Here is a 24,274-nt window from a genome sequence, read left to right as displayed (position 1 = left end):
CATGTCGGAGATCCCTCCGATCCGGCTCGCCGAGCTGACCACGCTGCAGACCGGCGCTGCTCCCGAGCGGATGGTTGACGCGGCCACGGGCGACGAGCTCGTCGCCGCCCTGCGCGAGGTCTGGGCCGCGGGCGAGGACTGGTTCGTGCTCGGCGGCGGGTCCAACCTCTTCGCGGGCGATCTGACCTTCGAGGGCACGGTCATCCGCATCCGCACCTCGGGCATCGAGCGCCTCCCCTCCCCGCATCCCGGCAGAGTCCGGGTACGGGTGCAGGCCGGGCACGACTGGGATGCGCTGGTCGCCTACACCGTGGCCGAAGGGTTGGCGGGCATCGAGGCGATGTCGGGTATCCCCGGCACGGTCGGTGCGGCGCCCGTGCAGAACGTCGGAGCATACGGGCAGGAGATCCAAGAGACCCTTGTCGAGGTCGAGCTCGTGGATGAGTCCACCGGCGAGGTCACGACCGTTCCGGCCGCCGAGCTCGGGCTGGGCTTCCGCACCTCGGTGCTCAAGCACCATTACGGGTCGGTGCCGCAGCGTCGTGCCGTGATCCTCTCGGTGACGCTGGATCTCGCCGAGGTCGGCGAGCAGGGCCGCATCGTGCGCGGCGAGCAGCTGCGCCGCGCGCTCGAGCTCGATCACGACGGCCCCGTGCCGCTGGACTGGGTGCGCGAACGCATCCTGGCCACGCGTGCGGCGAAGGGCATGGTCCTCGACGCCGCCGATCCCGATACGCGCAGCGCCGGGTCGTTCTTCCAGAACGCGATCGTCTCGGAGTCGGTGGCCAGGGCTCTGCCCGCGCAGTGCCCGCGCTGGCCCGTGGCCCCCGACCTCGACGCCGTGACCGTCATCCCGCTCGAGGTCTACGACGGGCAGGTGCCGCCGCCGCGACAGGAGAGCTCCGACGTCAAGGTGAGCGCGGCCTGGCTCATCGAGAACGCCGGCATCCGCCGCGGGTTCACACTGCCGCAGTCGCGGGCGGGCGTGTCGACGAAGCATGCACTCGCTCTCACGAACCGGGGCGGTGCGACCGCGGGCGAGATCGCCGAGCTCGCCCGGTTCATCCAGAGCCGCGTGCACGCCGAGTTCGGTCTGCTGCTGCAGCCCGAACCCGTGCTCGTCGGCGTCGACCTGTAGCCGCGCGGAGTCCGGGCCGCCGATCCCGGGCCGCCGATCCCGCAGCCGCCGCCTCCGCCGTCAGGAGAAGAGCTGCTGGAGGCGCCGGACGCCTTCGAGCAGGGCGTCGTCGCCGAGGGCGTACGACAGGCGCAGGTAGCCGGACGGGCCGAACGCCTCGCCGGGGACGACCGCGACCTCGGCCTCGTCGAGGATGAGGTCGGCCAGCTCGAGCGACGTCGTGGGCGTCACGCCCCGCCACTCGCGGTTGAGCAGACCGCGCACATCCGGGTACGCGTAGAACGCCCCGTGCGGATTCGGCACGACCAGCCCGTCGATCTTCGACAGCTCCGACACGATCAGTCGCCGGCGGCGATCGAACGCCTCACGGAACTGCTCCGCCTCGGTCTGCGGGCCGTTGAGGGCGGCGGCGGCGGCGCGCTGCGCGATGTTGTTGACGTTGCTGCTCAGGTGCGACTGCAGGTTGCCCGCGAGCGTGATCGCATCCGCAGGTCCCACCATCCAGCCCACGCGCCAGCCGGTCATCGCGTAGGTCTTGGCGACGCCGTTGACCAGCAGGGTCTGGTTCGCGGCCTCGGGCACAGCCTCGACGATGGAGGTGGCCGTGGCCCCCTCGTAGGTGAGGTTCTGGTAGATCTCGTCGGAGATGATCCAGATGCCGTGCTCCACGGCCCACTCGCCGATCGCCCTCGTCTCCTCGGCGGTGTAGACGGCGCCGGTGGGGTTGGAGGGCGAGACGAACACGAGCACCGTCGTGCGTTCGGTGCGCGCGGCTTCGAGCTGCTCGACCGTGACCTTGTAGTCCTGGTCGGCGCCGGCGAAGACCTCGACGGGCACGCCGTCGGCCAGACGGATCGCCTCGGGGTACGTCGTCCAGTACGGCGCGGGCAGGAGTACCTCGTCGCCGGGGTTCACCACGGTCTGGAACGCCTGGTACACGCCCTGCTTACCGCCGTTGGTGACGATCACCTGCGAGGGGGAGACCTCCAGCCCCGAATCGCGCAGGATCTTGGCCGCGACCGCCTCGCGCAGCACGGGGAGTCCGGCCGCGGGCGTGTAGCGGTAGTTCGCCGGATCGGCGAGGGCTTCGGCGGCGGCGTCCACGATGAACGACGGGGTCGCGAAATCGGGCTCGCCCGCCGCATAGGAGATGACGGGCTTGCCCTCGGCTTTCAGGGCCTTGGCCTTGGCATCGACCTTGAGGGTCGCAGATTCGGCGATCGCGGAGAGCTTGCGGGAGAGGGGGGCGCGTTCGGTCACGCCACCGAGCCTACCCGGGCGCGGTGCGCGCCGAACGGTCACCCACCGGGGATGACGCGGTTCAGGTCTCCGTCCGGGAAGCTCACGGTGTAGCCAGTGTCGGATTGTTCCTTCGGAGCGGGGAAGTCGGTGGAGATCACCTGCGCCCCGCTCGCGAGCGCCCGGTCGCGTTCGGCCGGATCGGTGCTCAGATCCGCATCCGCACGCGTACGCACGATGAGGCCGCCCTGGCGCAGCTGCATGATCGTGCGCGGGTCCGGGGCGTTGTGTACGACGAACGGCATGCCCGCCTTGGCGGTGTCCTGCGAGGCGAGGAACATCGTCCGATCCACCTCGCCAGACGTGCCGTACACGGGCGCGAGGGGTCCGGGATGCATGATGACCATCACCCGGTCGCGCAGATCGCCGACGACCGGCCAGTCGTTGCCGTCGAGCTCGGCAGGGGAGAACAGCGCATCGCCGAGGTTCTCCTGGATCGCGTCATCGACGAGTCCGAGACCGTCGTCGTCCCATTCCGTGAGCGTCGGGTCGAGGAAGGCGTAGTCGCTCTTGAACTCCACGAGGATCGTGATCGGCAGATGTCCGGGATGGCTGTCCGACCAGAGGGCGATCTCCTCCAGCGCGAGGCGGAAGTCGGGAGCGTTCGACGCGTTTGCGAGCACGGGCACGTGGGTGAGCCGGAGGGCGCCGTCGTCGTGCACGCGCAGATCCAGCTCCACGCTGCGCACACCCTGGTCGAGCTGATCCCACAGCGGATCATGGCTGTACGCGAGCTTCGCCGGTTCGCCCGGACGCGCGATCTGCAGGACCGCGTTCTGGATGAGATCGGGGGCGATCGCGTAGCTGTTGTGCGTGGCGATGCTCTGCACATCGCTCCAGGGCGTCTCATCCGCGATCGGAGTCTCCCGCCAATCGGCGAAGACTCCGTCGGGCTGATCCGCCACCTGCTCCTGAAGTGCCGCCAGGTGCTCCTTCTGCGCGCCGAGGGCGTTGTTCATCACGATGGCGCCGTTGATGAACACGGTGGCGACGAGGACTCCGGCGAGGACGACGACCGCGAGCAGGACGGTCAGAATGATGCGCGGCCAGCGGCGCCGCACGACGGTGTCGGGCATGCCTCACATCGTCGCATGCCGCCGCGTGTCACCGGCGCACGATCTGGACGAGGTCCTCTATGCCGGCGAAGGCTCGCTCATCACGCGTCACCAGTGCGAGTCTGTGCACATGCGCCGTCGCGGCGAGCATGCGATCGAACACATGCGCCCGTGCGGATGCTCCGGCCATGACTGTCCGTTCAAGGATCAGGTCGTATGCATCGGCGCAGGCGTCGTCGAAGGGGAGGCCCTCGCCGAACAGATCTCGGAGCGAACCCACGCGGCGCTGGCGGGCCTTGAACTCGGTGAGGCTCGGCGTCGTGTGCAGTAGACAAATACGACGATGTCAGGAGCGCCAGGTGGGCGGCACGGCGCAGTAGTCGCCGAAACGGCGGGTGGGATACGAGGGATCGGTCACGTCCACGAGCGCGGAGGCGGCCGTGTGCGGGGTCTCGTCGCCGGCGAGCAGCCACACGGAGAAGTGCCAGAGCACACGATGCTGCTCATCGAGAGCTCCGGGGCCGCCCGTGACGAGGAGCACGGCGTCCTCGCCCCTGGCGCGGAAAGGGCCGGTCACGTCGGCGCGCAGGGCATCGGCGGATACGTCTCCGGCGGCGATCGTGGCGGCGGCGATGCCGCGCGCGCCGAGCGTCGTGGAGAGGTCGGTGGCGAAGGACGCGGCGCGCTCCTCATCCACGCTCGCCACCGCCCACAGGCGCGGTCCGCGGGGTGCGGCGTGCAGGAACTCGTCGACGAGGTCGTCGTGCAGGGTGCGGTCCGTCGTGTCGCTCGTGCCGTCCATGCGGCCAGGGTACGCCCGTGCTGGGCGATGCGGGCCGGTGGGTCAGCCTTCGACGAGCACGCCGTCCTGATCCGCGTGCAGGATCGCGCCAGGGCGGAAGGTGACGCCGCCGAACTCGAGCACGGCATCCGCCTCTCCCGCGCCGGTCTTGCCGCTCTTTCTAGGGTTGGTGCCCAGCGCCTTCACGCCCAGCGGCAGCATGCCGATGGCGGCGCTGTCGCGCACGGCGCCGTGGATGACGACGCCGGCCCATCCGTTCTGCACGGCCAGCTCGGCGATCATGTCGCCCATGAGCGCCGTGTTGAGCGACCCCTCGCCGTCGACGACGAGCACGGCGCCCTCGCCCGGGGTCTCGAGGATCGAGCGCATCAGGCTGTTGTCCTCGAGGCAGCGCACGGTGCGGATCGGGCCGGAGAAGGCGACCTTTCCGCCGAAGTCGCGCAACTGCAGCGGCAGTGACTGCAGGGCGTCGCCGAGGCGGTCGTAGAGGTCGGCAGTGGATTCGACAGTCGGTTCGACGGTGGGCTCGGTCATGGTTCTCCTTCGCGCGGACGTCCCCTCCGACCGGGAAGGTCGGAGGGGACACCGTCTCGATTCAGTCGGTCTCGACGAGGTGCTTCGAGTATGCCCCGAGAGTCAGGAAGGCCGGGAACTCCTCGCGCAGTGCCACATCACGGAACACCTCGGCGGCGTCGTCGAAGCGGTCTTCCTCGCCGCGCTCGACGCCCTGCAGCGTCTCGGCGATGAGCCCTTCCACATAGGCGGTGGTGATGGGCGTTCCGTCGTCGGTGGTGCGATCCTGGTGGATCCACTGCCACACCTGCGAACGGCTGATCTCGGCCGTGGCGGCATCCTCCATCAGACCGTCGATCGCCACGGCGCCCTGGCCCCGCAGCCACGCTTCGATGTAGCGGATCGCCACCGACACGTTGTCGCGCACGCCGTCGGCCGTGATCGGCAGACCGATGTGCACATCGATGAGATCGGTCGCGCGCACCTGCACGTCATCGCGCTGCCGGTCGAGCTGATTCGGGCGGTCGCCCAGCACGGCGTCGAACTCGGCCTGCGCGGTGGGGATGAGGTCGGGATGCGCGACCCACGTGCCGTCGAAGCCGTCGGCGGCCTCGCGCTTCTTGTCGGCGGCGACCTTCTCGAAGGCCCGAGCGGTCACTTCGGGGTCGCGGCGGTTCGGGATGAAAGCGCTCATCCCGCCGATCGCGAAGGCGCCCCGCTTGTGGCAGGTCTGCACGAGCAGCTCGGTGTACGCCCGCATGAACGGCACGGTCATGGTCACCTGGCTGCGGTCGGGCAGCACGAACCGTGCGCCGCGGCCGCGGTAGTTCTTGATCATCGAGAAGATGTAGTCCCAGCGGCCGGCGTTCAGTCCCGCGCAGTGATCGCGCAGCTCGAACAGGATCTCGTCCATCTCGAACGCGGCGGGCAGGGTCTCGATGAGCACGGTCGCGCGGATCGTGCCGTGCGCGATCCCGAGGTAGTCCTCGGCCATCGTGAACACGTCATCCCAGAGCTTCGCCTCTTCGCTGGACTCCAGCTTGGCGAGGTAGAAATACGGGCCGCGGCCGGCATCGATGAGCGCCTGCGCGTTGTGGAAGAAGTACAGGCCGAAGTCCACCAGCGAGCCGGATGCGGCCATCGCCCGCCCGGTGCGGTCGGTGAACTCGAGGTGCTTCTCCATGAGATGCCAGCCGCGCGGGCGCATCACGATGGTCGGGGTTCTCTCCGCGGTGACGCGGTACTCCTTGCCCTCCTCGCTCGTGAAGGCGAGCTCGCCGCGGATCGCATCGCGCAGCGACAGCTGCCCGCCGATGACGTTCTGCCAGGTGGGGCTCGTGGCGTCCTCCTGGTCGGCCAGCCACACCTTCGCGCCCGAGTTGAGCGCGTTGATCGTCATCTTCGGGTCGGTCGGTCCGGTGATCTCCACGCGGCGGTCTTCGAGCCCGGGACCGGCGCCGGCCACGCGCCAGTCGGCGTCGTCGCGGATGTGCGCGGTGTCGTCGCGGAAACGCGGGTCGTGCCCGTTGCCGATCTCGAAGCGGCGCCGCATGCGCGCGGCGAGGCGGTCGTGGCGGCGGCCCGCGAAACGGTGGTGCAGTTCGGTGAGGAATGCGAGCGCCTCGGGGGTGAGGATCTCGTCGAAACGGTCGTGGATCGGGCCGACGATACGCAGGGCCGGGCCCTGTGCGTGGATGCCCTGTGCCTGCGCAGCGGGCGAGGCGGGGATCGTGAGCGGGGGTGCGGGGGGAGTGGTCATGATCGTGGTCCTTCCGTGAGCGGAGCGGCGGTGCGGGATCGGCGGTGCATCCACTCTGCGTGAAGTTCACGGCATTGCATGACGGATTCGCGTGTGAAGTTTTCGTGTAATTCTTCTTTCGTGACAGAATGCGGGACATGAGTGCTATCGAGACGACGGAAGAGGCCGACGCCCTCACGATCGGCCGCCGCATCCGCCAACTGCGCACCGGCCGGGGGATGACGCTCGAAGAGCTCGCCGCGGCGGTGGGGCGCGCGCCCAGCCAGCTCTCGATGATCGAGACGGGCAAGCGCGAACCCAAGCTCACCCTGCTGCAGGGGCTCGCCAAGGCGCTCGATACGAGCATCGACGCGCTGCTCGCGCAGGAGCCGCTCGACAAGCGCAGCACGATCGAGATCGCCCTGGAGCGGGCCATGAAGGGGCAGACCTTCCGGGCGCTGGGCATTGCTCCCTTCCGCATCGCGAAGTCGCTGCCCTCGGAAGCGCTGGAGGCGATGCTCGCCCTGCACGGCGAGATCGAGCGCCTGCGCGACGAGCGGGCGGCGACCCCGGAGGAGGCCCGGCGGGCCAACGTCGAGCTGCGCCATCTCATGCGCCGCCAGGACAACTACTTCGCCGACCTCGAGGCCAAGGCCGCCGAGATCCTCGCCGCCGTCGAGCACTCCGGCGGCCCCCTCACCCAGCGCACGGCGTCCGAGATCGCCGCCTACCTGGGCTTCACCCTGCACTACGCCTCCGATCTGCCGCAGACGACGCGCAGCGTCGCCGACCTCGTCAACGGCCGGCTCTACCTGCCCCAGTCGGTGCCGAACAAGGGCGATGCGCGCACGGCCGTGCTCCAGGCGCTTTCCAGCCGCATCCTCGGCCACGGCGAACCCCGCAGCTACGCCGAGTTCCTGCGCCAGCGGGTGGAGACGAACTACCTCACCGGTGCCCTGCTCGTGCCGGAGGAGCACGTCGTGCCCGTGCTGCAGGAGGCGAAGGGGCGCAGAGCGATCTCGATCGAGGACCTCCGCGACGCCTACTCGGTCTCGTACGAGACGGCCGCGCATCGCTTCACGAATCTCGCCACCCGGCACCTGGACATCCCCGTGCACTTCTTGAAGGTGCACGAGTCGGGCACGATCACCAAGGCGTACGAGAACGACGACGTCAACTTCCCCACCGACCGCCTCGGCGCGATCGAGGGGCAGATGTGCTGCCGGCGCTGGACGAGTCGGGCGGTGTTCGACATCGAGGACCGCTTCAACCCGTACTTCCAGTACACCGACACCGGCAACGGCACCTACTGGTGCACGGCGCGCGTGGAGCCCTCCAGCGAGGGGCTGCACTCGGTGAGTGTGGGCGTGCGCTTCGACGACACGAGGTGGTTCGTCGGGCGCGACACCCCGAACCGCGGCGTCTCGACGCACTCGGTGGAGGCGTGCTGTCGCCGCGCGCCCGCCGACCTGGAGGAGCGCTGGCGGCAGAACTCGTGGCCGAATGTGCGCACGCCGCGCACCCTTCTGGCCACCCTGCCCACCGGGTCGTTCCCAGGGGTGGACTCGACCGATGTGTACGAGTTCCTCGAGGCGCACGCGCCCGCGCAGGGCTGAGCTCAGCCGGCGGCGGTCAGCATCGCCCACAGCTCGGCGCGGGCCGGGAAGGACGACAGATCCATCCGCAGCAGGCGCGAGGCCTGCCCGATGCGCGTGCGCAGCGTGTGGCGGTGGATGCCGAGCGCGGTCGCGGCGGATTCGAACCGGGCATCGTGCTCGAGCCACACGCGCAGGGTGCGCACGAGGTCTCCGGGATCCGCGTCCAGCGGCGCGAGCCGTGCGGCGGCGATGAGACGCGCATCCTCCGTGCCGAGCGCCGAGCGGATGCCCGCGCCGGCGACGTCGGAGAAGTGCAGCGCTCCGGAGTCGCCGCTGTCATCGTGGCGCAGCGCGCCGAGCGCCTGCGCGAACGCTTCGGAGAATCCGCTGTAGTCGGCGGGATCGGAGACGCCGATGCGGATGCCGAAGTGCGCGGCGGCCTCGTCGAACAGCCCTGCATCCGCGTCGGGCGCGCAGATCGCGATGCCCTCATCCGTCTCGGCGAGGAGGGCGCGCGATCCGCGTTCGGTGCGACGACGCTCCCACCATTCCTCCAGCGCCTCGATGCGGGCATCGAGCGCGACCCCGACGAGGATCGGCGGGGCGGGCAGAACGCCCAGCACTGCTTCGGCCAGTGCGGGGTCGTCGGTACGGAGGGAGGCGAGCACCTGGGTGTGCAGGAGCCGGCGGTCGGCGGCGATCCGGTCCGTCTGCTCCAGGGCGAGACCCGCCATCGCGATGACGGAGGTGACGACGGCTCGCGCCTCGGCGTCCAGCGGCGGGGCGGCGATCGCGATCACTCCGCGCAGACCGCGCGACCGACCGAGTGTGAACAGCTGAACGGCGGTGCCGTCGAGGTCGACCGCGCGTCCGGTCTCTGTGCCGCGAGCGAGCACCTCGCCGACGTGCTGGGCGAGCGCCGCACGCACCGAGTCGGGCAGCCCCGCGGGCGGATGCTCGAGCACCGGTTCGCCCGAGGCGTCGAACATCGCCACCCAGGCGTCCAGCCGATGCCCGAGCTCGCGCACGATCGAGGAGAGCCCGTGGCGCCGCAGGGCCGCGACGGCGAGAGCGCGCTGCGTCTCCAGTGCCCAGCTGCGCCGCGCATACGCCTGCGCCGCGATCGCCTCGGCGTGCGCGCGGGCGACGGCGATGAATGGGGTGCGGTAGGGCACCTCGAACAGGGTCAGGCCCGCCGTCGCACAGGCGTCGATGAGGTCGGCGGGGATGTCGGTGCGGTGCACGCCGCTGCCGAATCCGAGCGCCACGACTCCGCGTGCGGCCAGACGGCCGACGTACTCGGTGGCCGAGAGCGCGCCGTCGAACTGGCTGCCCGTCGTCAGCAGGACGAGGTCGTCGGCGAGGAAGGGCGTGGGGTCGGCCAGGTCGGTGGAGTGCACCCAGCGCAGCGGTCGATCCAGGTCGTCCGCATCATCCGAGACGAGCCGCAGGCCGAGGTCGGAGGTGGCGAGCAGCCCGCGCAGGGTGGGTTCGGTCATGATGCTCCGGGATGTACGAGGCGGCGAGAACTGCATCCAGATTATACGGGTGGGCGAATGACGTCGCGGTTGCGCAGGAATACGCTCGCACCATGACCACCATCGAGACCACCGCCATCGGCGGCCCCGCGCTCGTCCAGGAGCGCCGCCTCGTCACCGCCCTGCCCGGTCCGCGATCGCGGGAGATCCTCGCCCGCAAGGCGGATGCCGTCGCCGCCGGCGTCGCGCACACCGTGCCGATCGCCGCGGTCGCCGCCGGAGGAGGGGTGGTCGTCGACGCCGACGGCAACTCGCTCATCGACCTCGGCTCCGGCATCGCCGTGACCACCGTGGGCAACGCGCATCCCAAGGTCGCCGCGGCCGTCGCCGCCCAGGCCGAGCGCATCACCCACACCTGCTTCATGATCTCGCCGTACGAGGAGTACGTCGCCGTCGCCGAGGCGCTCAACCGGCTCACCCCCGGCGACTTCGCGAAGAAGACCGCCCTGTTCAACTCGGGAGCGGAGGCGGTGGAGAACGCCGTCAAGATCGCCCGCAAGCACACGGGCCGTCAGGCTGTCGTCGCCTTCGAGCACGGCTACCACGGCCGCACCAACCTCACGATGGCGCTCACCGCCAAGTCGATGCCGTACAAGAGCGGCTTCGGCCCCTTCGCCCCCGAGGTGTACCGCGCCCCGATGTCGTACCCCTTCCGGGACGGGCTCAGCGGTGCCGATGCGGCCGCCCGCGCTCTCACTCAGATCGAGAAGCAGGTCGGCGCCGATAACCTCGCGGCCATGATCATCGAGCCGATCCAGGGCGAGGGCGGCTTCATCGTCCCCGCCGACGGGTTCCTGCCCGTGCTCGCCGACTGGTGCCGCGCGCACGGCGTCGTCTTCATCGCCGACGAGGTGCAGACCGGCTTCGCGCGCACCGGCGCGATGTTCGCCTCCGAGCATTTTGGCATCGAGCCCGACCTCATCACCACCGCCAAGGGCATCGCCGGCGGCCTGCCGCTCGCGGCCGTCACCGGACGCGCCGAGATCATGGACTCCGCCCACCCCGGCGGCCTCGGCGGCACGTACGGCGGCAACCCGATCGCGTGCGCGGCGGCGCTCGCCGCGCTCGCCGTGTTCGAGCACGATGGTCTGATCGAACGGGCCGCCGCGATCGGCGAGATCCTCACGTCGCGCCTGGCCGCTCTGCGGGCCGCTGACCCGCGCCTCGGCGACGTGCGCGGCAAGGGGGCGATGGTGGCCGCCGAGTTCGTCGATCCCGCCACGGGGGCGCCGGATGCCGCGCTCACCGCCGCCATCGCCAAGGCGGCGATCGCCGAGGGCGTGATCGTGCTGACCTGCGGAACGTTCGGCAACGTGATCCGCTTCCTGCCGCCGCTGTCCATAGGCGACGACCTGTTGAACGAAGGGCTCGACGTCATCGCCGACGCCCTGGCCGCGCACTGACCCCCACCATCCGAGGAGAACCATGAGCATCACCGCCACCGACGAGCAGACCCTGCTCGACCGCATCCCCACCGGCCTGTTCATCGGCGGGGAATGGGTCGAAGCAGACGGGGGTCGTACCTTCGACGTGCACGACCCCTCGACCAACGCCGTCATCCGCACCATCGCGGATGCGAGCGCCGCCGACGGCATCAATGCCCTTGACGCCGCCGTCGCCGCGCAGGACGAGTGGGCGGCCGCCCCGGCGCGCACGCGCAGTGACATCCTGCGCCGCGCGTTCGACCTCGTGCAGGCGCACAAGGAGGATCTCGCACTGCTGATGACGCTGGAGATGGGCAAGCCGCTCGCCGAGGCGCGCGGCGAGGTCGTCTACGGGGGCGAGTTCCTGCGCTGGTTCAGCGAGGAGGCCGTGCGCATCTCGGGTCGCTACGGCGCCAACCCCGAGGGCACCGGGCGCATGATCGTCTCGCAGCGGCCCGTGGGCCCGTGCTTCTTCATCACGCCGTGGAACTTCCCGTTCGCGATGGCCACCCGCAAGATCGCTCCCGCGCTCGCCGCGGGATGCACCGTGGTGATCAAGCCGCCGGCGCTCACCCCGCTCACCACGATCTTCTTCACGAAGCTGCTCGAGGAGGCGGGGCTGCCCAAGGGCGTCGTCAACGTCGTGCAGACCTCGAGCTCGTCGGCGCTGTCCGGCCCGATCATCGCCGACCCGCGGCTGCGCAAGCTCTCGTTCACCGGATCGACGGAGGTGGGCCGCAGGCTCATCGCCCAGGCCGCCGAGGGCGTGCTGCGCGTGTCGATGGAGCTGGGCGGCAACGCCCCGTTCGTCGTGTTCGACGACGCCGATCTCGACAAGGCGGTGGAGGGGGCGATGATCGCGAAGTTCCGCAACATCGGCCAGGCCTGCACGGCCGCCAACCGCTTCATCGTGCACGAGTCGGTCGCGTCGGAGTTCGCCGATCGCGTCACCGCGCGCGTGAACGAGATGACCGTCGGCCGCGGCACGGAAGAGGGCGTCACGATCGGCCCGCTCATCGACGCGGATGCCGTGGCCAAGGCCGATGCGCTCGTCGGCGACGCCGTGCAGCGCGGCGCCCGGGTGGTCACGGGAGGATCGGCCGTGGCGGGCGTGGGCACCTTCTACGAGCCGACTGTCGTCGTCGACGTCGCCGCGGGCAGCGACATCCTCCGCGAAGAGATCTTCGGGCCCGTGCTGGCGATCGCGACTTTCTCGGAGGAGCAGGAGGCGGTGCGCCTGGCGAACGACACCGAGTACGGCCTGGTCTCGTACGTCTTCACCGAAGATCTCGCCCGCGGGCACCGGATGATCGATGCGCTGGAGACGGGCATGATGGGCCTGAACGTGGGCGTCGTCTCCAACGCCGCCGCCCCCTTCGGAGGCGTCAAGCAGTCCGGCATCGGCCGTGAGGGCGGCGCCGAGGGCATCCACGAGTTCCTCTCGACCAAGTACACGCTGATCCCGAACTGACCGCGCACCCACCCATAAGCGCACCCACCTACAAGGAGGACGACGATGACCGCCTACGCCGTGACCAACCCCGCCACCGGCGAGACGCTGAAGACCTACGAGACCTTCAGCGATGCGCAGCTCGAGGATGCCGTGGCCAGGGCCCATGCGGGCGCCGCCGTGTGGGCATCCACCCCCGTCGCCGACCGCGCCGCCGTCGTGCGCCGCATCGCCGAGCTGCACAGGGAGCGCCGCGACGAGCTGGCCGGGATCATCGTGACGGAGATGGGAAAACCCATCGCCGCCGCCGAGGGCGAGGTCGACTTCGCCGCCGACATCATCGAGTTCTACGCCGACAACGCGGAGAGGATCACCGCCGATCAGCCGCTGGAGATCCTGGGGGAGGGGTCTGCCGTGATCCGGCGCGCACCGCTGGGCGCGCTGCTCGGGATCATGCCCTGGAACTTCCCCGCCTATCAGGTCGCGCGCTTCGCCGCTCCCAACCTCGCTCTCGGCAACACGATCATCCTCAAGCACGCGCCGCAGTGCCCCGAGTCCTCGGCCGCGCTCGAGGCGATCTACCGCGACGCGGGTCTGCCGGACGGCGCGTACGTCAACGTCTACGCGAGCAACGACCAGGCCGCGACCGTGATCGCCGATCCGCGGGTGCGCGGGGTGTCGGTGACGGGTTCCGAGCGGGCGGGTGCCGCCGTCGCGGAGCTCGCGGGGCGGCACCTGAAGAAGGTGGCGCTGGAGCTCGGCGGATCCGATCCGTTCCTGCTGCTGTCGACCGATGACCTCGACGCCGTCGTGCAGTCGGCGGTCGACGCGCGTCTGGACAACAACGGCCAGTCCTGCAACGGCGCCAAGCGCTTTATCGTCACGGGCGATCTGTACGACGCGTTCGCCGAGAAGTTCACCGCCGCGCTCGCCGCGGTGAAGGCCGAGGACCCGACGCAGGAGGAGACGGTGCTCGGCCCGCTGTCGTCGCTCGCCGCCGCCGAGCGGCTGCAGCAGCAGATCGACGGTGCCGTGGCCCAGGGCGCGACGCTGCTGACCGGCGGCACGCGCGAGGGGGCGTTCTTCGCGCCGACCGTGCTCGCCGACGTCACGGCCGACATGGACGTCTACCGCGAGGAGCTGTTCGGTCCCGCGGCCGTGCTCTACCGCGCGATCGATGAGGACGACGCGGTGAGGATCGCGAACGACACCTCCTTCGGACTCGGCTCGTACGTGTTCACCACGGATCCCGCCCAGGCCGAGCGCGTGGCGGATCGGATCGAGGCGGGCATGGTCTACGTCAACTGCGTGCTCGCCGACAGCCCCGAGCTGCCCTTCGGCGGGGTCAAGCGCAGCGGCACCTCGCGGGAGCTCGGTCTGCTCGCCGCCGACGAGTTCGTGAACAAGAAGCTCATCCGCACCGCCTGAGCGCCACCCGGAGTAGCGTCGAAGGTCCGGACTCGTCGAGGAGGGCTGAAATGGTCACCGTCGCAGAGAACATCGTCGCCGCGTTGCGCGCGAACGAGGTCGAGCGCGTCTACGGCATCCCCGGAGACTCGCTCAATGGCTTCACGGATGCGCTGCGCAAAGACGGCTCGATTCGCTGGGTGCACATGCGCCACGAGGAGTCCGCGGCCTTCGCCGCGTCTGCCGAGGCGGCGCTCACCGGCCGCCTCGCCGTGGTCGCCGGATCGTGCGGGCCCGGCAACCTCCACCTCATCAACGGCTTGTACGACGCCCAGCGCTCCCGGGTGCCCGTGCTGGCGGTCGCCGCGCACATCCCGACGGTCGAGATCGGGACGGGGTACTTCCAGGAGACGCATCCGCAGGAGCTGTTCCGCGAGTGCAGCGTGTACGTCGAGTACGTCGCCGACCCTGTGCAGATGCCGCGGCTGCTCGAGATCGCGATGCGCACGGCGATCGAGGAGCGTGGCGTGGCCGTGCTCGTGATCCCCGGCGACGTCGCCCTGGCGGACGCCGAGAGCGACGCGGTCTCGGTGATCGGGCGCGCCCATCCGGTGGTGGTCCCCTCCGATGCCGAACTGGATCGAGCCGCGGCCCTGCTCGACGACGCGCGCCGGGTCACGATCCTCGCCGGCGCGGGCGTGGAGGGCGCGCACGACGAGGTCGTCGCCCTCGCCGACCGTCTCGCGGCGCCGATCGTGCATGCGCTTCGCGGCAAGGAGTTCATCGAATACGACAACCCGTTCGACGTCGGCATGACGGGTCTTCTCGGGTTCGCCTCGGGCTACCGGGCGATGGAGGGGGCGGATGCGCTGCTCGTGCTGGGCTCCGACTTCCCGTACACGCAGTTCTATCCCGACGACGCCACCACGATCCAGGTCGACATCCGTGGTGCACAGCTGGGCAGGCGGCACCCGCTCGACCTCGGTCTCGTCGGCGATGTCGGCGCCACCGCGGTCGCCCTGCTGTCCCGACTGAAGGATGGGAGGAGCCGAGGGCATCTTGACGACGCCGTCGCGCACTACCGCAAGACCCGGGCCAAGCTCGACGAGCTCGCTGTGCCGTCGCGCGGCACCGCGCCCATCCATCCGCAGTACCTGGCGCGGCTGCTCGACGAGGCGGCGGACGACGACGCGATCTTCACCGCCGATGTCGGTTCGCCCACGGTGTGGGCCGCGCGGTACCTCACGATGAACGGCCGGCGACGCCTGATCGGCTCGTTCACGCACGGCTCGATGGCCAACGCGCTGCTGCAGGGGATGGGAGCCCAGGCGTCGCTGCCGGATCGGCAGGTGGTCGCCCTGGCCGGAGACGGCGGGCTGACGATGATGATGGGCGAGCTCATCTCGCTCACGCAGAACCGTCTGCCGGTCAAGACGATCGTCGTGAACAACTCCTCGCTCAACTTCGTCGAGCTGGAGATGAAGGCCGCGGGCTTCGTCAACTACGGCACGGATCTGCACAATCCCGATTTCGCCGCCGTTGCGGAGGCGTGCGGGATCTTCGCGCGGCGGGTGGATCGCTCCGACGAGCTGCCCGAGGCGCTGCGCGAGGTGCTCGAGCACGACGGGCCGGCGCTGCTGGATGTGGTGACCGAGCGGCAGGAGCTGTCGATGCCGCCGGCGATCAGCGCCGAGCAGGTCAAGGGATTCGCGCTGTACGCGATCCGCACCGTGCTGTCGGGCCGGGGCGACGAGCTGCTCGATCTCGCCAAGGCGAACTGGCGTCAGCTGTTCTGATGCTGCCTCCGGGCGCCATGCCCGGGTCGCCGCCGGTTCGGCGGGCGCCGATGCCATGCCGTACACTGGAGCACGCAGTACTTAACTGCATTCTTTCGCCGTGCCCGGCATCCGGGAGCTGTGGAGGGATGCGACCGAGAGGCTCCGGTCTCTAGGGCGGTAGCTCAATTGGCAGAGCAGCGGTCTCCAAAACCGCAGGTTGCAGGTTCGATTCCTGTCCGCCCTGCGCGTCAGCTCGCAGCTGGCACACGAAAGGTGTATTGAGGATGGTTCAGGACGCATCGGGCGCTGTGGTCTCCGCAGCGAGCGGCGGCGCCGGCGGCAAGAAGCTCGGCTTCTTCGGCCGCATCGTGCTGTTCTTCCGCCAGGTGATCGCCGAGCTCCGCAAGGTGGTCACGCCCACGCGCAAGGAGCTCATCCGGTACACCCTCGTCGTGCTGGCCTTCGTCGTCGTGATGATGGGCATCGTGTACGGCCTCGACATGCTCTTCTCGTGGCTCGCCACGCAGGTCTTCGGGGTTCCGGGCAGCTGACCCGTCCGCACCGCAGCCGAAGAGGGAAAGAAGAACCAGTGTCCGAACGATTCTCCGACGACGCCGACTGGGCCACCGCGGCCGAGCAGTCCAGCGAAGAAGACGAAGCGCAGGAGGGCGACACGCTCGCCGCCGAGGAGCGCTCCGTCACCGCGGCCGAGCAGACGGCTCTCCACGTCGAGGGAGACGGCGAGCAGGACGACGCAGACGAAGACATCGACATCGAAGACCCGGAGGCGGACGCGATCGTGAATGACGCTCTGAACCTGGACGAGACGGCGGAGACCGAAGCCGCCGCCGACGTCCTCAACGACGCCGCGGCCGAGGAGGCCGCCGACATCGAGGCCGCCGCGGCCGACGAGATCGCGCCCTACGACGGCCCCGACGTGAACGCGGATGCGGATGAGGCCGATGACGAGGCCGACCCCTACGCGGAGTTCCGCGCCGACCTGCGCATGCTCCCCGGCAAGTGGTACGTCATCCACTCCTACGCCGGCTTCGAGCGCAAGGTGAAGGCCAACATCGAGCAGCGCAAGTCGACGCTCGAGGTCGAGGACGACATCTACCAGATCGAGGTCCCCATGGAGGACGTCGTCGAGATCAAGAACGGCCAGCGCAAGATGGTCACGCGCGTGCGCATCCCGGGCTACGTGCTCGTGCGCATGGAACTCAACGAGGACACCTGGTCGGTCGTGCGTCACACGCCCGGCGTCACCGGTTTCGTCGGCAACGCGCACAACCCCACGCCCTTGCGCTTCGAAGAGGCCTTCAACATGCTGAAGTCGCTCGTCGAGGTCAAGGACGTGCCGACCGCCAAGGCCGTCGCAGCCAAGGGCGGCACGGCGGTCGCCCGCCCGCTGCCCGCCGAGGTCGACTTCGAGGTCGGCGAGACCATCACGATCAAGGAGGGCTCGTTCGCGGGCCTGCCCGGCACGATTAGCGAGATCAAGCCGGAGAGCGGCAAGCTCACCGTGCTCGTGTCGCTGTTCGAGCGCGAGACCCCGGTCGAGCTGTCGTTCGACCAGGTCACCAAGATGGTCTGACTCTTCTCCCCGCGGGACTGCATCTGCGTCCCGAGACCCCGCGATTTTCGCGGGGTCTCGGGACACAGTCGTCGTTTCGCGGTAAGGGGATGAGTCGGGTAGACTTACGTGGTTTGCGTGCGCGTTTCGCGCGCCCGCACTCAGCACCGCGGTCCGGAGATGCCGGATCTGCGGGAGAGGGATGCCCGAGGCATCCGCTCGATGAAAGGAAACAGCATGGCACCCAAGAAGAAGGTGACCGGCCTGATCAAGCTCCAGATCAACGCCGGAGCCGCCAACCCGGCGCCGCCGATCGGGCCCGCGCTCGGTCAGCACGGCGTCAACATCATGGAGTTCTGCAAGGCGTACAACGCCGCGACCGAGTCGCAGCGTGGCAACGTCATCCCCGTGGAGATCACCGTCTACGAGGACCGCAGCTTCACCTTCGTCCTGAAGACCCCGCCCGCCGCGGAGCTCATCAAGAAGGCCGCCGGCGTGCAGAAGGCCTCGGCCACGCCGCACACCGTCAAGGTCGGCAAGATCACGATGGACCAGGTCCGCGAGATCGCCGAGACCAAGAAGGCCGACCTCAACGCGAACGATGTCGAGGCCGCGTCGAAGATCATCGCCGGCACCGCCCGTTCCATGGGCATCACGGTCGAGGGCTGAGGGAGAAGAACATGGCTACCAAGTCCAAGGCATACCGCAACGCCGTCGCGAAGATCGAGGCGGATCGCTTCTACACGCCCACCGAGGCCGTCGCGCTCGCACGCGAGACCGGCTCGGCGAAGTTCGACTCGACCGTCGAGGTCGCGCTGAAGCTCGCCGTCGACCCCCGCAAGGCCGACCAGATGGTGCGCGGCACCGTCATCCTCCCGCACGGCACCGGCAAGACCGCCCGCGTCATCGTGTTCGCCACCGGCCCCGCGGCTGAGGCCGCGATCGCCGCGGGCGCAGATGAGGTCGGCGGCGCCGAGCTCATCGAGAAGGTCGCCGGCGGCTGGACCGGCTTCGACGCCGCCGTCTCGACCCCCGAGCTCATGGGCCAGGTCGGTCGTCTCGGCAAGGTGTTGGGCCCGCGCGGCCTGATGCCGAACCCGAAGACCGGCACTGTGACCCCGAACCCGGCCAAGGCCGTCGAGGACATCAAGGGCGGAAAGATCGAGTTCCGCGTCGACAAGCACGCCAACGTGCACTTCGTCGTCGGCAAGGCCTCGTTCTCGGCCGAGCAGCTGAACGAGAACATCTCGGTGGCGCTCGAGGAGATCGTGCGACTGAAGCCGTCGAGCGCGAAGGGTCGTTACATCCAGAAGGGCGCCGTGTCGACCACGTTCGGCCCCGGCATCCCGCTGGACGTCAACGCCATCTGAGCCTGACTCGTCGAAGAACCCCGGTCCGCAAGGGCCGGGGTTCTTCGCGTATCTGATGAGTCAGGCGTCGGCGAGCTCCTGCGCGAACCAGGACGTGATCGACGTCGGATGGGTGATCGCCGTTCCCACGACCACGGCGTACGCGCCCGCATCGAGCGCCTTCCGCGCCTGGGCGGGGGTGCGGATGCGTCCCTCAGCGAACACCGGTGTCGTCAGCGCCTCGACGCATGCCGCCAGCAGCTCCAGATCGGGTCCGTCGGTCTTCTCCCGTTCGTCGGTGTAGCCGGCCAGCGTCGTGCCGACGATGTCCGCTCCGGCGTCTTCGGCGGCCCTGGCGTCGTCGAGGCTTCCGGCATCCGCCATCACCAGGGCGCCGGTGCGCTCGTGGATGCGGGCGATCGTCTCGGCGAGGGTGAGCCCGTCCGGTCGCGGGCGCCGGGTTCCGTCGATCGCGACGATCTCCGCTCCGGCGTCGACGACGTCGAGGGCATGATGCAGGGTGGGCGTGATGAACACGTCGTCTCCCGAGACCTTCCAGAGCCCGATCTGCGGCAGATCGACGGCCTCGTGGATGGCGCGGACATCGGCGAGGCCCTGGGCTCGGATGCCGACGGCGCCGCCCCGTGCGGCGGACTGGGCGATCAGCGCCATGGCGCGTGCATCCCGCAGCGGCTCGCCGGGGTACGCCTGGCACGACACGATCAGGCCGCGGTGCAGCGATTCGATCATCGGGGTCCTTCCATGACGGAGCGCGCATGATGGGCAGCCCCCACGATCGCGGCGTCGTTGCCGAGTTCCGCCCGCAGCGCGGGCACCTCGGAGAGCAGGGGGATCGTTGTGGCGCGCAGTGCGGCCTCCATGCTCGACCACCACGGATCGGCGGCGAGCCCCAGGCCGCCGGAGAGGACCACGGCATCCGCGTCGAGGGCATTGACCAGACCGCCCGCGACGCGTCCGAGAGCGGTGGCGGAGCGGGCGACGGCGTCGGCGGCGACCGGGTCGTCCTCGACGCGGGCAAGGATCTCCGGTGCGCCCGGTACAGCGGGGTCGCCGCCGAGAGAGCGGTAGAGCGCGAACAGTGCAGGACCCGAGCAGATCGATTCGAGATGCCCGGTGCGTCCGCACGGGCACACGACCCCCTCCGCTCCGTCGACGGGGATATGGCCGAAATGCCCGGCGGCGCCGTGCACGCCGGTGAACATGGCGCCGTCGACGACGTGGGCGCCGCCGAGCCCGGTTCCCACGGCCATCATGATCATCGACCGATGACCACGCCCGGCGCCGTGCACCGCTTCACCGAGCGCGTGCGCATGCACGTCGTTGCACACGGCGACGGGCAGGCCCGCAGCCTCGTGGAGCAGCCCTCGCAGTGGCGTTCCCGCCCAGTCGGCGATGCTGTCCGTGGCCGAGAGCACACTGCCGTTCGAGGGGTCGATCACCCCGGCCGAACCGACGCCGATCGCATGGATCGGGTTGGCCTCCCGAAGTGACAGCGTCACGGCGAGGACCGCCGCGATCACGGCGGATCCGCCCTTGCGCGAGGGGGTCGGGCAGACCCGACGGTCGAGGATCTCTCCGTCGTCGTCGACGACACCGGCGGCGATCTTGGTGCCGCCGATGTCGACGCCGAGGATGAGGCTCATTTGTCGGCCTCGCGGGTGACGGCGAGCTGGAAAGTGTAACGGTCGGCCCGGTACAGGGTGAACGCGTACTCGATGCTGCGCCCGCGTCTGTCCGAGCTCACCCGCGACACCCCGAGCGCCGGCGTGCCCAACGGAACCCGCAGCAGGTGCGCGGCTTCCTCATCGAGCGCGATGGCCTTGATCTCCTGCTCGGCGCGGTAAACCTCGTGCCCGGCGTCGGCCAGGACCTCGTAGAGCGAGGACGTCGAGGTGAACTCCTCGATGTCCAGCAGCGGACCGGGAACGCGCACGTCTTCGACGGCGATCGGTTCGCCGTCGGCGAGGCGCAGGCGTCGCAGACGTGCGCACTCCGTGCCTGCGGGGATGCCGAGCGCGTGCGCGGTCTCCGTCGACGCCGGTTCGCGCGACATCGTGAGCAGGCGCGAGGACGCCTCGTGACCTCTGCTCTTCATGTCCTCCGTGAACGAGGTCAGCTTCGGCGTCTTCGAGAACAGCGTCGGCGAGCCGACGAAGGTGCCCGAGCCGTGCACGTTGTAGAGGAGTCCCTCGTCGATCAGCGTGGCGATCGCGTGGCGGATGGTCAGCCGGCTCACTCCGTGGGTCGCCTCGAGCTCGCGCTCAGACGGGATGGCCTGGTGCGGTGAGAGGGATGAGGCGACCATTGCGCGGATGTCGGCGGCGACGGTCTCGTACTTGTACGCCATGGGGCGATTATCCTTCGCTCAGCCTTTGACCGCGCCCGCGGACAGGCCGCTCACGAGGTACTTCTGGGCGAAGACGGCGAACACCAGGGGCGGCAGCGTCGACAGGAAGGATGCGGCGGAGATGTCGCCCCAGCGGATGCCCGTGCTCGTGACGAAGTTCGCCGCGCCCAGGGTCACCGGCGTCGCATCGGTAGTGGACAGCACGAGGGCGAACAAGTAGTCGTTCCAGGAGAAGATGAACACCAGCACCGCGGTGGCGACGATCGTGGGAGCCAGCATCGGCGTGACGACGCTGAGCAGGGTGCGCAAGACGCCCGCCCCGTCGACGGAGGCCGCCTCCTCGATCTCCAGTGGGATGTCGCGCAGCCCCGAGGCGAGCAGGATCACGGCCAGCGGAAGGTTGAGGAAGGCGTTCGCCGCGATCAGGCCCTGGATGGTGTCCTGAAGTCCCAGGAGAGAGAAGAGCAGGAAGAACGGCACGATGAAGAAGATCGCAGGCAGCAGCCGCAGACCCGAGGCGGCGTTGAGGATGAACGATCCGCCGAAGCCGAGCCGGATGATCGCGTACGTCGCCGGGATTGCGATGACGAGAACGAGAAGGACGGTGCCGAGCGCGATGAGGGTGGAGTTGAGGAAGAACCGGGGGAAGTCGTACCCCGACCCGTACAGCACGTTCGCGTAGTGGTCGAGGGTGGGTGAGGCCGGCAGCCCGAGTGGGTTCTGCGCGATCTCGCCGTTCGGCTTGAAGCTGACCAGGATGGCGTTGAACAGCGGGATGTTCACCAGGAGCGCGATCGCGCCGACAGCGAGGGTGAACAGCCAGCGGCGCCCTGATCCGGACCGGCGGCGGGGCCTTCCTGCAGGCGAGACGGGCGACGCCGTGCCGGGCACGGCGGAGGTGAGCGTGCTCATCGGGCGCCGTCCTTTCCAGGGGCGGCGATCCGCCGCACGATGAACGGCACGAGCGGCAGGAGCACGATAAGCATGACCAGCGCGGCTGCGGCCGCCTTGCCGAAGTCTCCGGCCTCGAACGCCGTCTTATAGATGTAGATGCTCGCGGTCGTCGTGGTCGTGCCCGGCCCGCCGGCGGTGAGGACGTAGATGACGTCGAAGGTGCGCAAGGCATCGATCATGCGCAGGAAGAATGCGGCGAAGAGCACCGGTGCGAGCGTCGGGAGCACGATGTGGAACAGCGAACGGAATCGCCCTGCGCCATCCACGGAGGAGGCCTCGAGCAGTTCACGGGGGAAGGACTGCAGGCCCGCGTAGATGATGAGGAAGGTGAAAGGCGTCCACTGCAGGATGTCGAGCACGACGAGCAACGGGACGACCGAGGACGGGGCGAACAGCGAGACGCTGAGCCCGAACTGCTCGAGGAGGGCGGGAACCGCGCCGATGTCGCCATTGAGCAGCAGGCGGAACATGATGCCGAGCAGCGCCGGGGCGACCATGATCGGCAGGAGGACGAGCGTGAAGAAGAGCTTCTTGCCGGGGAAGGCCCGGTTCATGAGTAGGGCGAGCGCGAAGCCGAGCAGCATCTCGAAGGCCACGACGACGACGGCGAAGCCCACGGTGAACCCGGCCGAGCGTAGGAAGCCGTCGTTCTTGAACAGCGAGACGAAGTTGTCCACGCCGTTGAACTCGTTGGACTGATCCAGCAGCGTGCTGGCCTGGAAGGCGGTGAGCGCGCCGGTGATCAGCGGGTAGAGGACGAACACCGCGGCGAAGACGAGCAGCGGCGATGCCAGCAGCAGAGCGGTGAGCGACCGCCGACGGCGGTGCGTGCGCACCGCCGTCGGCGTCAGGGCCGAACCGGTCATTGGTCGAGCAGCTCCTGCAGGTTCGCGTTGGCCGTCTCGACCGCGTCGTCGACCGACGTTTGTCCCACCCAGGCGCCGCTGAGGTCCTCGGCGAGCTTGCTGTACGCCTGGAAGGTCTTCGGGAAGACAGGCTCGGCGTAGCCGTAGTCGGCGATGCTCGTCGCGACCTCGTTGAAGGCGGGGTTGAGGTCGACGTTCGCCTTGAGCACCTCGGGCATCGCGGGGATGCCGCCGGCCTGCGCGTACGCGGTCATGGCGTCCGTGGTCGCGAGGTAGGAGAGCACCGTCTTGGCGGCATCCTGGCTGTCGCCGTACTTGTTCAGCGACAGCGACAGCGCGTGCACGTGGGTCTGGCCGCCGGGCACCGGCGCGATCCCGATCTTCCCGGCGATGTCCGGCGACTGCTCGGGGTCGTTGAGCGCGGCAAAGGCCGCCGACCACTGGATCGCGAACGCCACATTGCCCGACTGGAGCGCAGCTTGGGTCTCCGGGAACTCGGCTTGCGCGCTGTCCGGCGAGGTCCATCCGTTCTTGTAGATGTCGGCGTACAGCTGCACCGCGGCCTTGCCCTCGGCGGTGTCGATGGCGGCCTTGCCGTCGTCATCCGTCCAGGAGCCGCCGAGCCCCCAGAGCACGTCGTTCCAGATCATCGTGTTGTACAAGAGGTTCTTGGCCTGCAGGATCGTGCCGTACTGCGTCGGCGAGGCCGGGTTGGCCGACGTCGAGAAGTAGGCCGCCATCACCTGGAAGTCATCGAGGTCCCACTGATCGGCCGGCACGGGCTGGCGGGCTTCGCCGAGGATGTCCTGGGCGAGCGCCGAGTACGTCGCCGCCGCGGCGGGATCGTTCAGGAGTGTGTCGATCAGATCGGTGCGGTAGAGCAGGAAGTGGTTGCTCACGTCGAGCGGAAGGGCATAGAGCTCGTCCTTGTAGGTGAGGCCGTCCACGGCCACGGGGAAGTAGTTCGAGGTGTCGATCCCTTCCAGCGGCTCGAGGGAGCCCGAGAACTGGCCGACGTTGTACGACGCGGTCCAGTAGATGTCGAGGTCGCCGTCCTTCGACGCCATCAGGGCGGTCTCCTTCGAGAACGTGTCCTGGCGCGAGAGCAGGACGAGCTCGACATGGATCTTGTCCTTCTTCCCCTGGCCGTCGTTGTAGGCGTCGATGACCTTCGCCATCGCATCGCCCTCGGGCCCGGGCCACGCGACCATCTTGATGGTCTCCGTGCCGTCGGCGTTGGCGTCGTCGCCTCCGCCGGACGCGGAGCAGCCAGCCAACGACACCGCTGTCAGGAAGGCCGCACCGATTGCGATTGCTCGCGAGCTGCGCATCTCATCTCCAAGTGGTTAGTACCAGTAGTGACGACGATGCTGACATTCCGTGCGGCGACCGTCAATGACTCCATCGGGTCGTTACTGAATCGT

23 protein-coding genes and 1 tRNA gene are annotated in these 24,274 nt (G+C 69.3%); 11 read left to right on the top strand and 13 right to left on the bottom strand.

The window, feature by feature from the left end; genetic code table 11:
- The first annotated feature begins 1 nt into the window (after window position 1).
- Window positions 2–1,138, top strand: coding sequence for a UDP-N-acetylmuramate dehydrogenase (locus tag BKA02_RS02605; RefSeq protein WP_179431038.1), 1,137 nt, complete (start codon window positions 2–4; stop codon window positions 1,136–1,138).
- A 60-nt stretch (window positions 1,139–1,198) separates the two neighbouring features.
- Here BKA02_RS02605 and BKA02_RS02600 read toward each other — a convergent pair whose 3' ends face one another.
- The 6 genes from BKA02_RS02600 to aceB form a co-directional block, all read right to left on the bottom strand.
- On the bottom strand, window positions 1,199–2,398 hold the full coding sequence (locus BKA02_RS02600; protein ID WP_179431036.1) for an aminotransferase class I/II-fold pyridoxal phosphate-dependent enzyme: 1,200 nt from the start codon (window positions 2,396–2,398) through the stop codon (window positions 1,199–1,201).
- A 38-nt stretch (window positions 2,399–2,436) separates the two neighbouring features.
- Window positions 2,437–3,513: a Ca2+-dependent phosphoinositide-specific phospholipase C gene (locus BKA02_RS02595; protein WP_179431034.1), complete on the bottom strand. Its 1,077-nt coding sequence runs from the start codon at window positions 3,511–3,513 to the stop codon at window positions 2,437–2,439.
- A gap of 28 nt (window positions 3,514–3,541) precedes the next feature.
- Window positions 3,542–3,772, bottom strand: coding sequence for a PIN domain-containing protein (locus BKA02_RS02590; RefSeq protein WP_179431032.1), 231 nt, complete (start codon window positions 3,770–3,772; stop codon window positions 3,542–3,544).
- 66 nt (window positions 3,773–3,838) lie between these two features.
- Window positions 3,839–4,294, bottom strand: coding sequence for a hypothetical protein (locus BKA02_RS02585; protein ID WP_179431030.1), 456 nt, complete (start codon window positions 4,292–4,294; stop codon window positions 3,839–3,841).
- Between the two features lie 42 nt (window positions 4,295–4,336).
- On the bottom strand, window positions 4,337–4,828 hold the full coding sequence (rraA, locus tag BKA02_RS02580) for a ribonuclease E activity regulator RraA (protein WP_179431028.1): 492 nt from the start codon (window positions 4,826–4,828) through the stop codon (window positions 4,337–4,339).
- Between the two features lie 61 nt (window positions 4,829–4,889).
- A complete protein-coding gene (gene aceB / locus BKA02_RS02575; protein ID WP_179431012.1) occupies window positions 4,890–6,566 on the bottom strand; it encodes a malate synthase A in 1,677 nt (558 codons plus the stop codon).
- Window positions 6,567–6,703: 137 nt separating this feature from the next.
- On the opposite strand from aceB, the gene BKA02_RS02570 reads away from it, so the two are divergent.
- Window positions 6,704–8,161: an XRE family transcriptional regulator gene (locus BKA02_RS02570; RefSeq protein ID WP_179431010.1), complete on the top strand. Its 1,458-nt coding sequence runs from the start codon at window positions 6,704–6,706 to the stop codon at window positions 8,159–8,161.
- A 2-nt stretch (window positions 8,162–8,163) separates the two neighbouring features.
- On the opposite strand, the gene BKA02_RS02565 is transcribed toward BKA02_RS02570, so the two are convergent.
- Complete coding sequence (locus tag BKA02_RS02565) at window positions 8,164–9,642, bottom strand: PucR family transcriptional regulator (protein WP_246285959.1); 1,479 nt, start codon at window positions 9,640–9,642, stop codon at window positions 8,164–8,166.
- A gap of 92 nt (window positions 9,643–9,734) precedes the next feature.
- Here BKA02_RS02565 and gabT point away from each other — a divergent pair, with 92 nt between their 5' ends.
- The 9 genes from gabT (at window position 9,735) to rplA (ending at window position 18,683) form a co-directional block, all read left to right on the top strand.
- Window positions 9,735–11,084: a 4-aminobutyrate--2-oxoglutarate transaminase gene (gabT, locus tag BKA02_RS02560; RefSeq protein ID WP_179431006.1), complete on the top strand. Its 1,350-nt coding sequence runs from the start codon at window positions 9,735–9,737 to the stop codon at window positions 11,082–11,084.
- Between the two features lie 22 nt (window positions 11,085–11,106).
- A complete protein-coding gene (locus BKA02_RS02555; RefSeq protein ID WP_179431004.1) occupies window positions 11,107–12,576 on the top strand; it encodes an NAD-dependent succinate-semialdehyde dehydrogenase in 1,470 nt (489 codons plus the stop codon).
- Window positions 12,577–12,621: 45 nt separating this feature from the next.
- Window positions 12,622–13,983 carry an NAD-dependent succinate-semialdehyde dehydrogenase gene (locus BKA02_RS02550; RefSeq protein ID WP_179431002.1) on the top strand — a complete coding sequence of 454 codons (1,362 nt, stop codon included), beginning with the start codon at window positions 12,622–12,624 and terminating at the stop codon, window positions 13,981–13,983.
- Window positions 13,984–14,033: 50 nt separating this feature from the next.
- On the top strand, window positions 14,034–15,758 hold the full coding sequence (poxB, locus tag BKA02_RS02545; RefSeq protein ID WP_179431000.1) for a ubiquinone-dependent pyruvate dehydrogenase: 1,725 nt from the start codon (window positions 14,034–14,036) through the stop codon (window positions 15,756–15,758).
- A 153-nt stretch (window positions 15,759–15,911) separates the two neighbouring features.
- Window positions 15,912–15,984: transfer RNA gene (locus BKA02_RS02540), tRNA-Trp, on the top strand.
- Window positions 15,985–16,024: 40 nt separating this feature from the next.
- The gene (gene secE, locus BKA02_RS02535; RefSeq protein ID WP_179430998.1) at window positions 16,025–16,291 is read left to right on the top strand and encodes a preprotein translocase subunit SecE; all 267 of its coding nucleotides are present in this window, start codon (window positions 16,025–16,027) and stop codon (window positions 16,289–16,291) included.
- 38 nt (window positions 16,292–16,329) lie between these two features.
- Window positions 16,330–17,334, top strand: a complete 1,005-nt coding sequence (gene nusG / locus BKA02_RS02530; protein WP_179430996.1) for a transcription termination/antitermination protein NusG — start codon at window positions 16,330–16,332, stop codon at window positions 17,332–17,334.
- Between the two features lie 216 nt (window positions 17,335–17,550).
- Window positions 17,551–17,982: a 50S ribosomal protein L11 gene (rplK, locus tag BKA02_RS02525; RefSeq protein ID WP_179430994.1), complete on the top strand. Its 432-nt coding sequence runs from the start codon at window positions 17,551–17,553 to the stop codon at window positions 17,980–17,982.
- Between the two features lie 11 nt (window positions 17,983–17,993).
- Window positions 17,994–18,683 (top strand): 50S ribosomal protein L1, encoded by a 690-nt coding sequence (gene rplA / locus BKA02_RS02520; protein ID WP_179430992.1) that lies wholly within the window; start codon window positions 17,994–17,996, stop codon window positions 18,681–18,683.
- Window positions 18,684–18,743: 60 nt separating this feature from the next.
- Here rplA and BKA02_RS02515 read toward each other — a convergent pair whose 3' ends face one another.
- The 6 genes from BKA02_RS02515 to BKA02_RS02490 are packed head-to-tail and all read right to left on the bottom strand — an operon-like array spanning window position 18,744 to window position 24,181.
- Window positions 18,744–19,412, bottom strand: coding sequence for an N-acetylmannosamine-6-phosphate 2-epimerase (locus BKA02_RS02515; RefSeq protein ID WP_179430990.1), 669 nt, complete (start codon window positions 19,410–19,412; stop codon window positions 18,744–18,746).
- Window positions 19,409–20,326 carry an ROK family protein gene (locus tag BKA02_RS02510; RefSeq protein WP_179430988.1) on the bottom strand — a complete coding sequence of 306 codons (918 nt, stop codon included), beginning with the start codon at window positions 20,324–20,326 and terminating at the stop codon, window positions 19,409–19,411. Before BKA02_RS02510 ends, BKA02_RS02515 begins: the two co-directional genes overlap by 4 nt.
- Window positions 20,323–21,030 (bottom strand): GntR family transcriptional regulator, encoded by a 708-nt coding sequence (locus tag BKA02_RS02505; protein WP_179430986.1) that lies wholly within the window; start codon window positions 21,028–21,030, stop codon window positions 20,323–20,325. Before BKA02_RS02505 ends, BKA02_RS02510 begins: the two co-directional genes overlap by 4 nt.
- 18 nt (window positions 21,031–21,048) lie before the next feature.
- Window positions 21,049–21,942 (bottom strand): carbohydrate ABC transporter permease, encoded by an 894-nt coding sequence (locus BKA02_RS02500; protein ID WP_179430984.1) that lies wholly within the window; start codon window positions 21,940–21,942, stop codon window positions 21,049–21,051.
- Window positions 21,939–22,850 (bottom strand): carbohydrate ABC transporter permease, encoded by a 912-nt coding sequence (locus BKA02_RS02495; RefSeq protein WP_179430982.1) that lies wholly within the window; start codon window positions 22,848–22,850, stop codon window positions 21,939–21,941. Before BKA02_RS02495 ends, BKA02_RS02500 begins: the two co-directional genes overlap by 4 nt.
- Window positions 22,847–24,181: an ABC transporter substrate-binding protein gene (locus BKA02_RS02490; protein WP_179430980.1), complete on the bottom strand. Its 1,335-nt coding sequence runs from the start codon at window positions 24,179–24,181 to the stop codon at window positions 22,847–22,849. The genes BKA02_RS02495 and BKA02_RS02490 overlap by 4 nt, the downstream gene beginning before the upstream one ends.
- Between the last annotated feature and the right edge of the window lie 93 nt (window positions 24,182–24,274).

Source organism: Microbacterium pseudoresistens (assembly GCF_013409745.1).
Classification (GTDB): domain Bacteria; phylum Actinomycetota; class Actinomycetes; order Actinomycetales; family Microbacteriaceae; genus Microbacterium; species Microbacterium pseudoresistens.
This window is presented reverse-complemented; position numbering and strand designations above follow the sequence as displayed.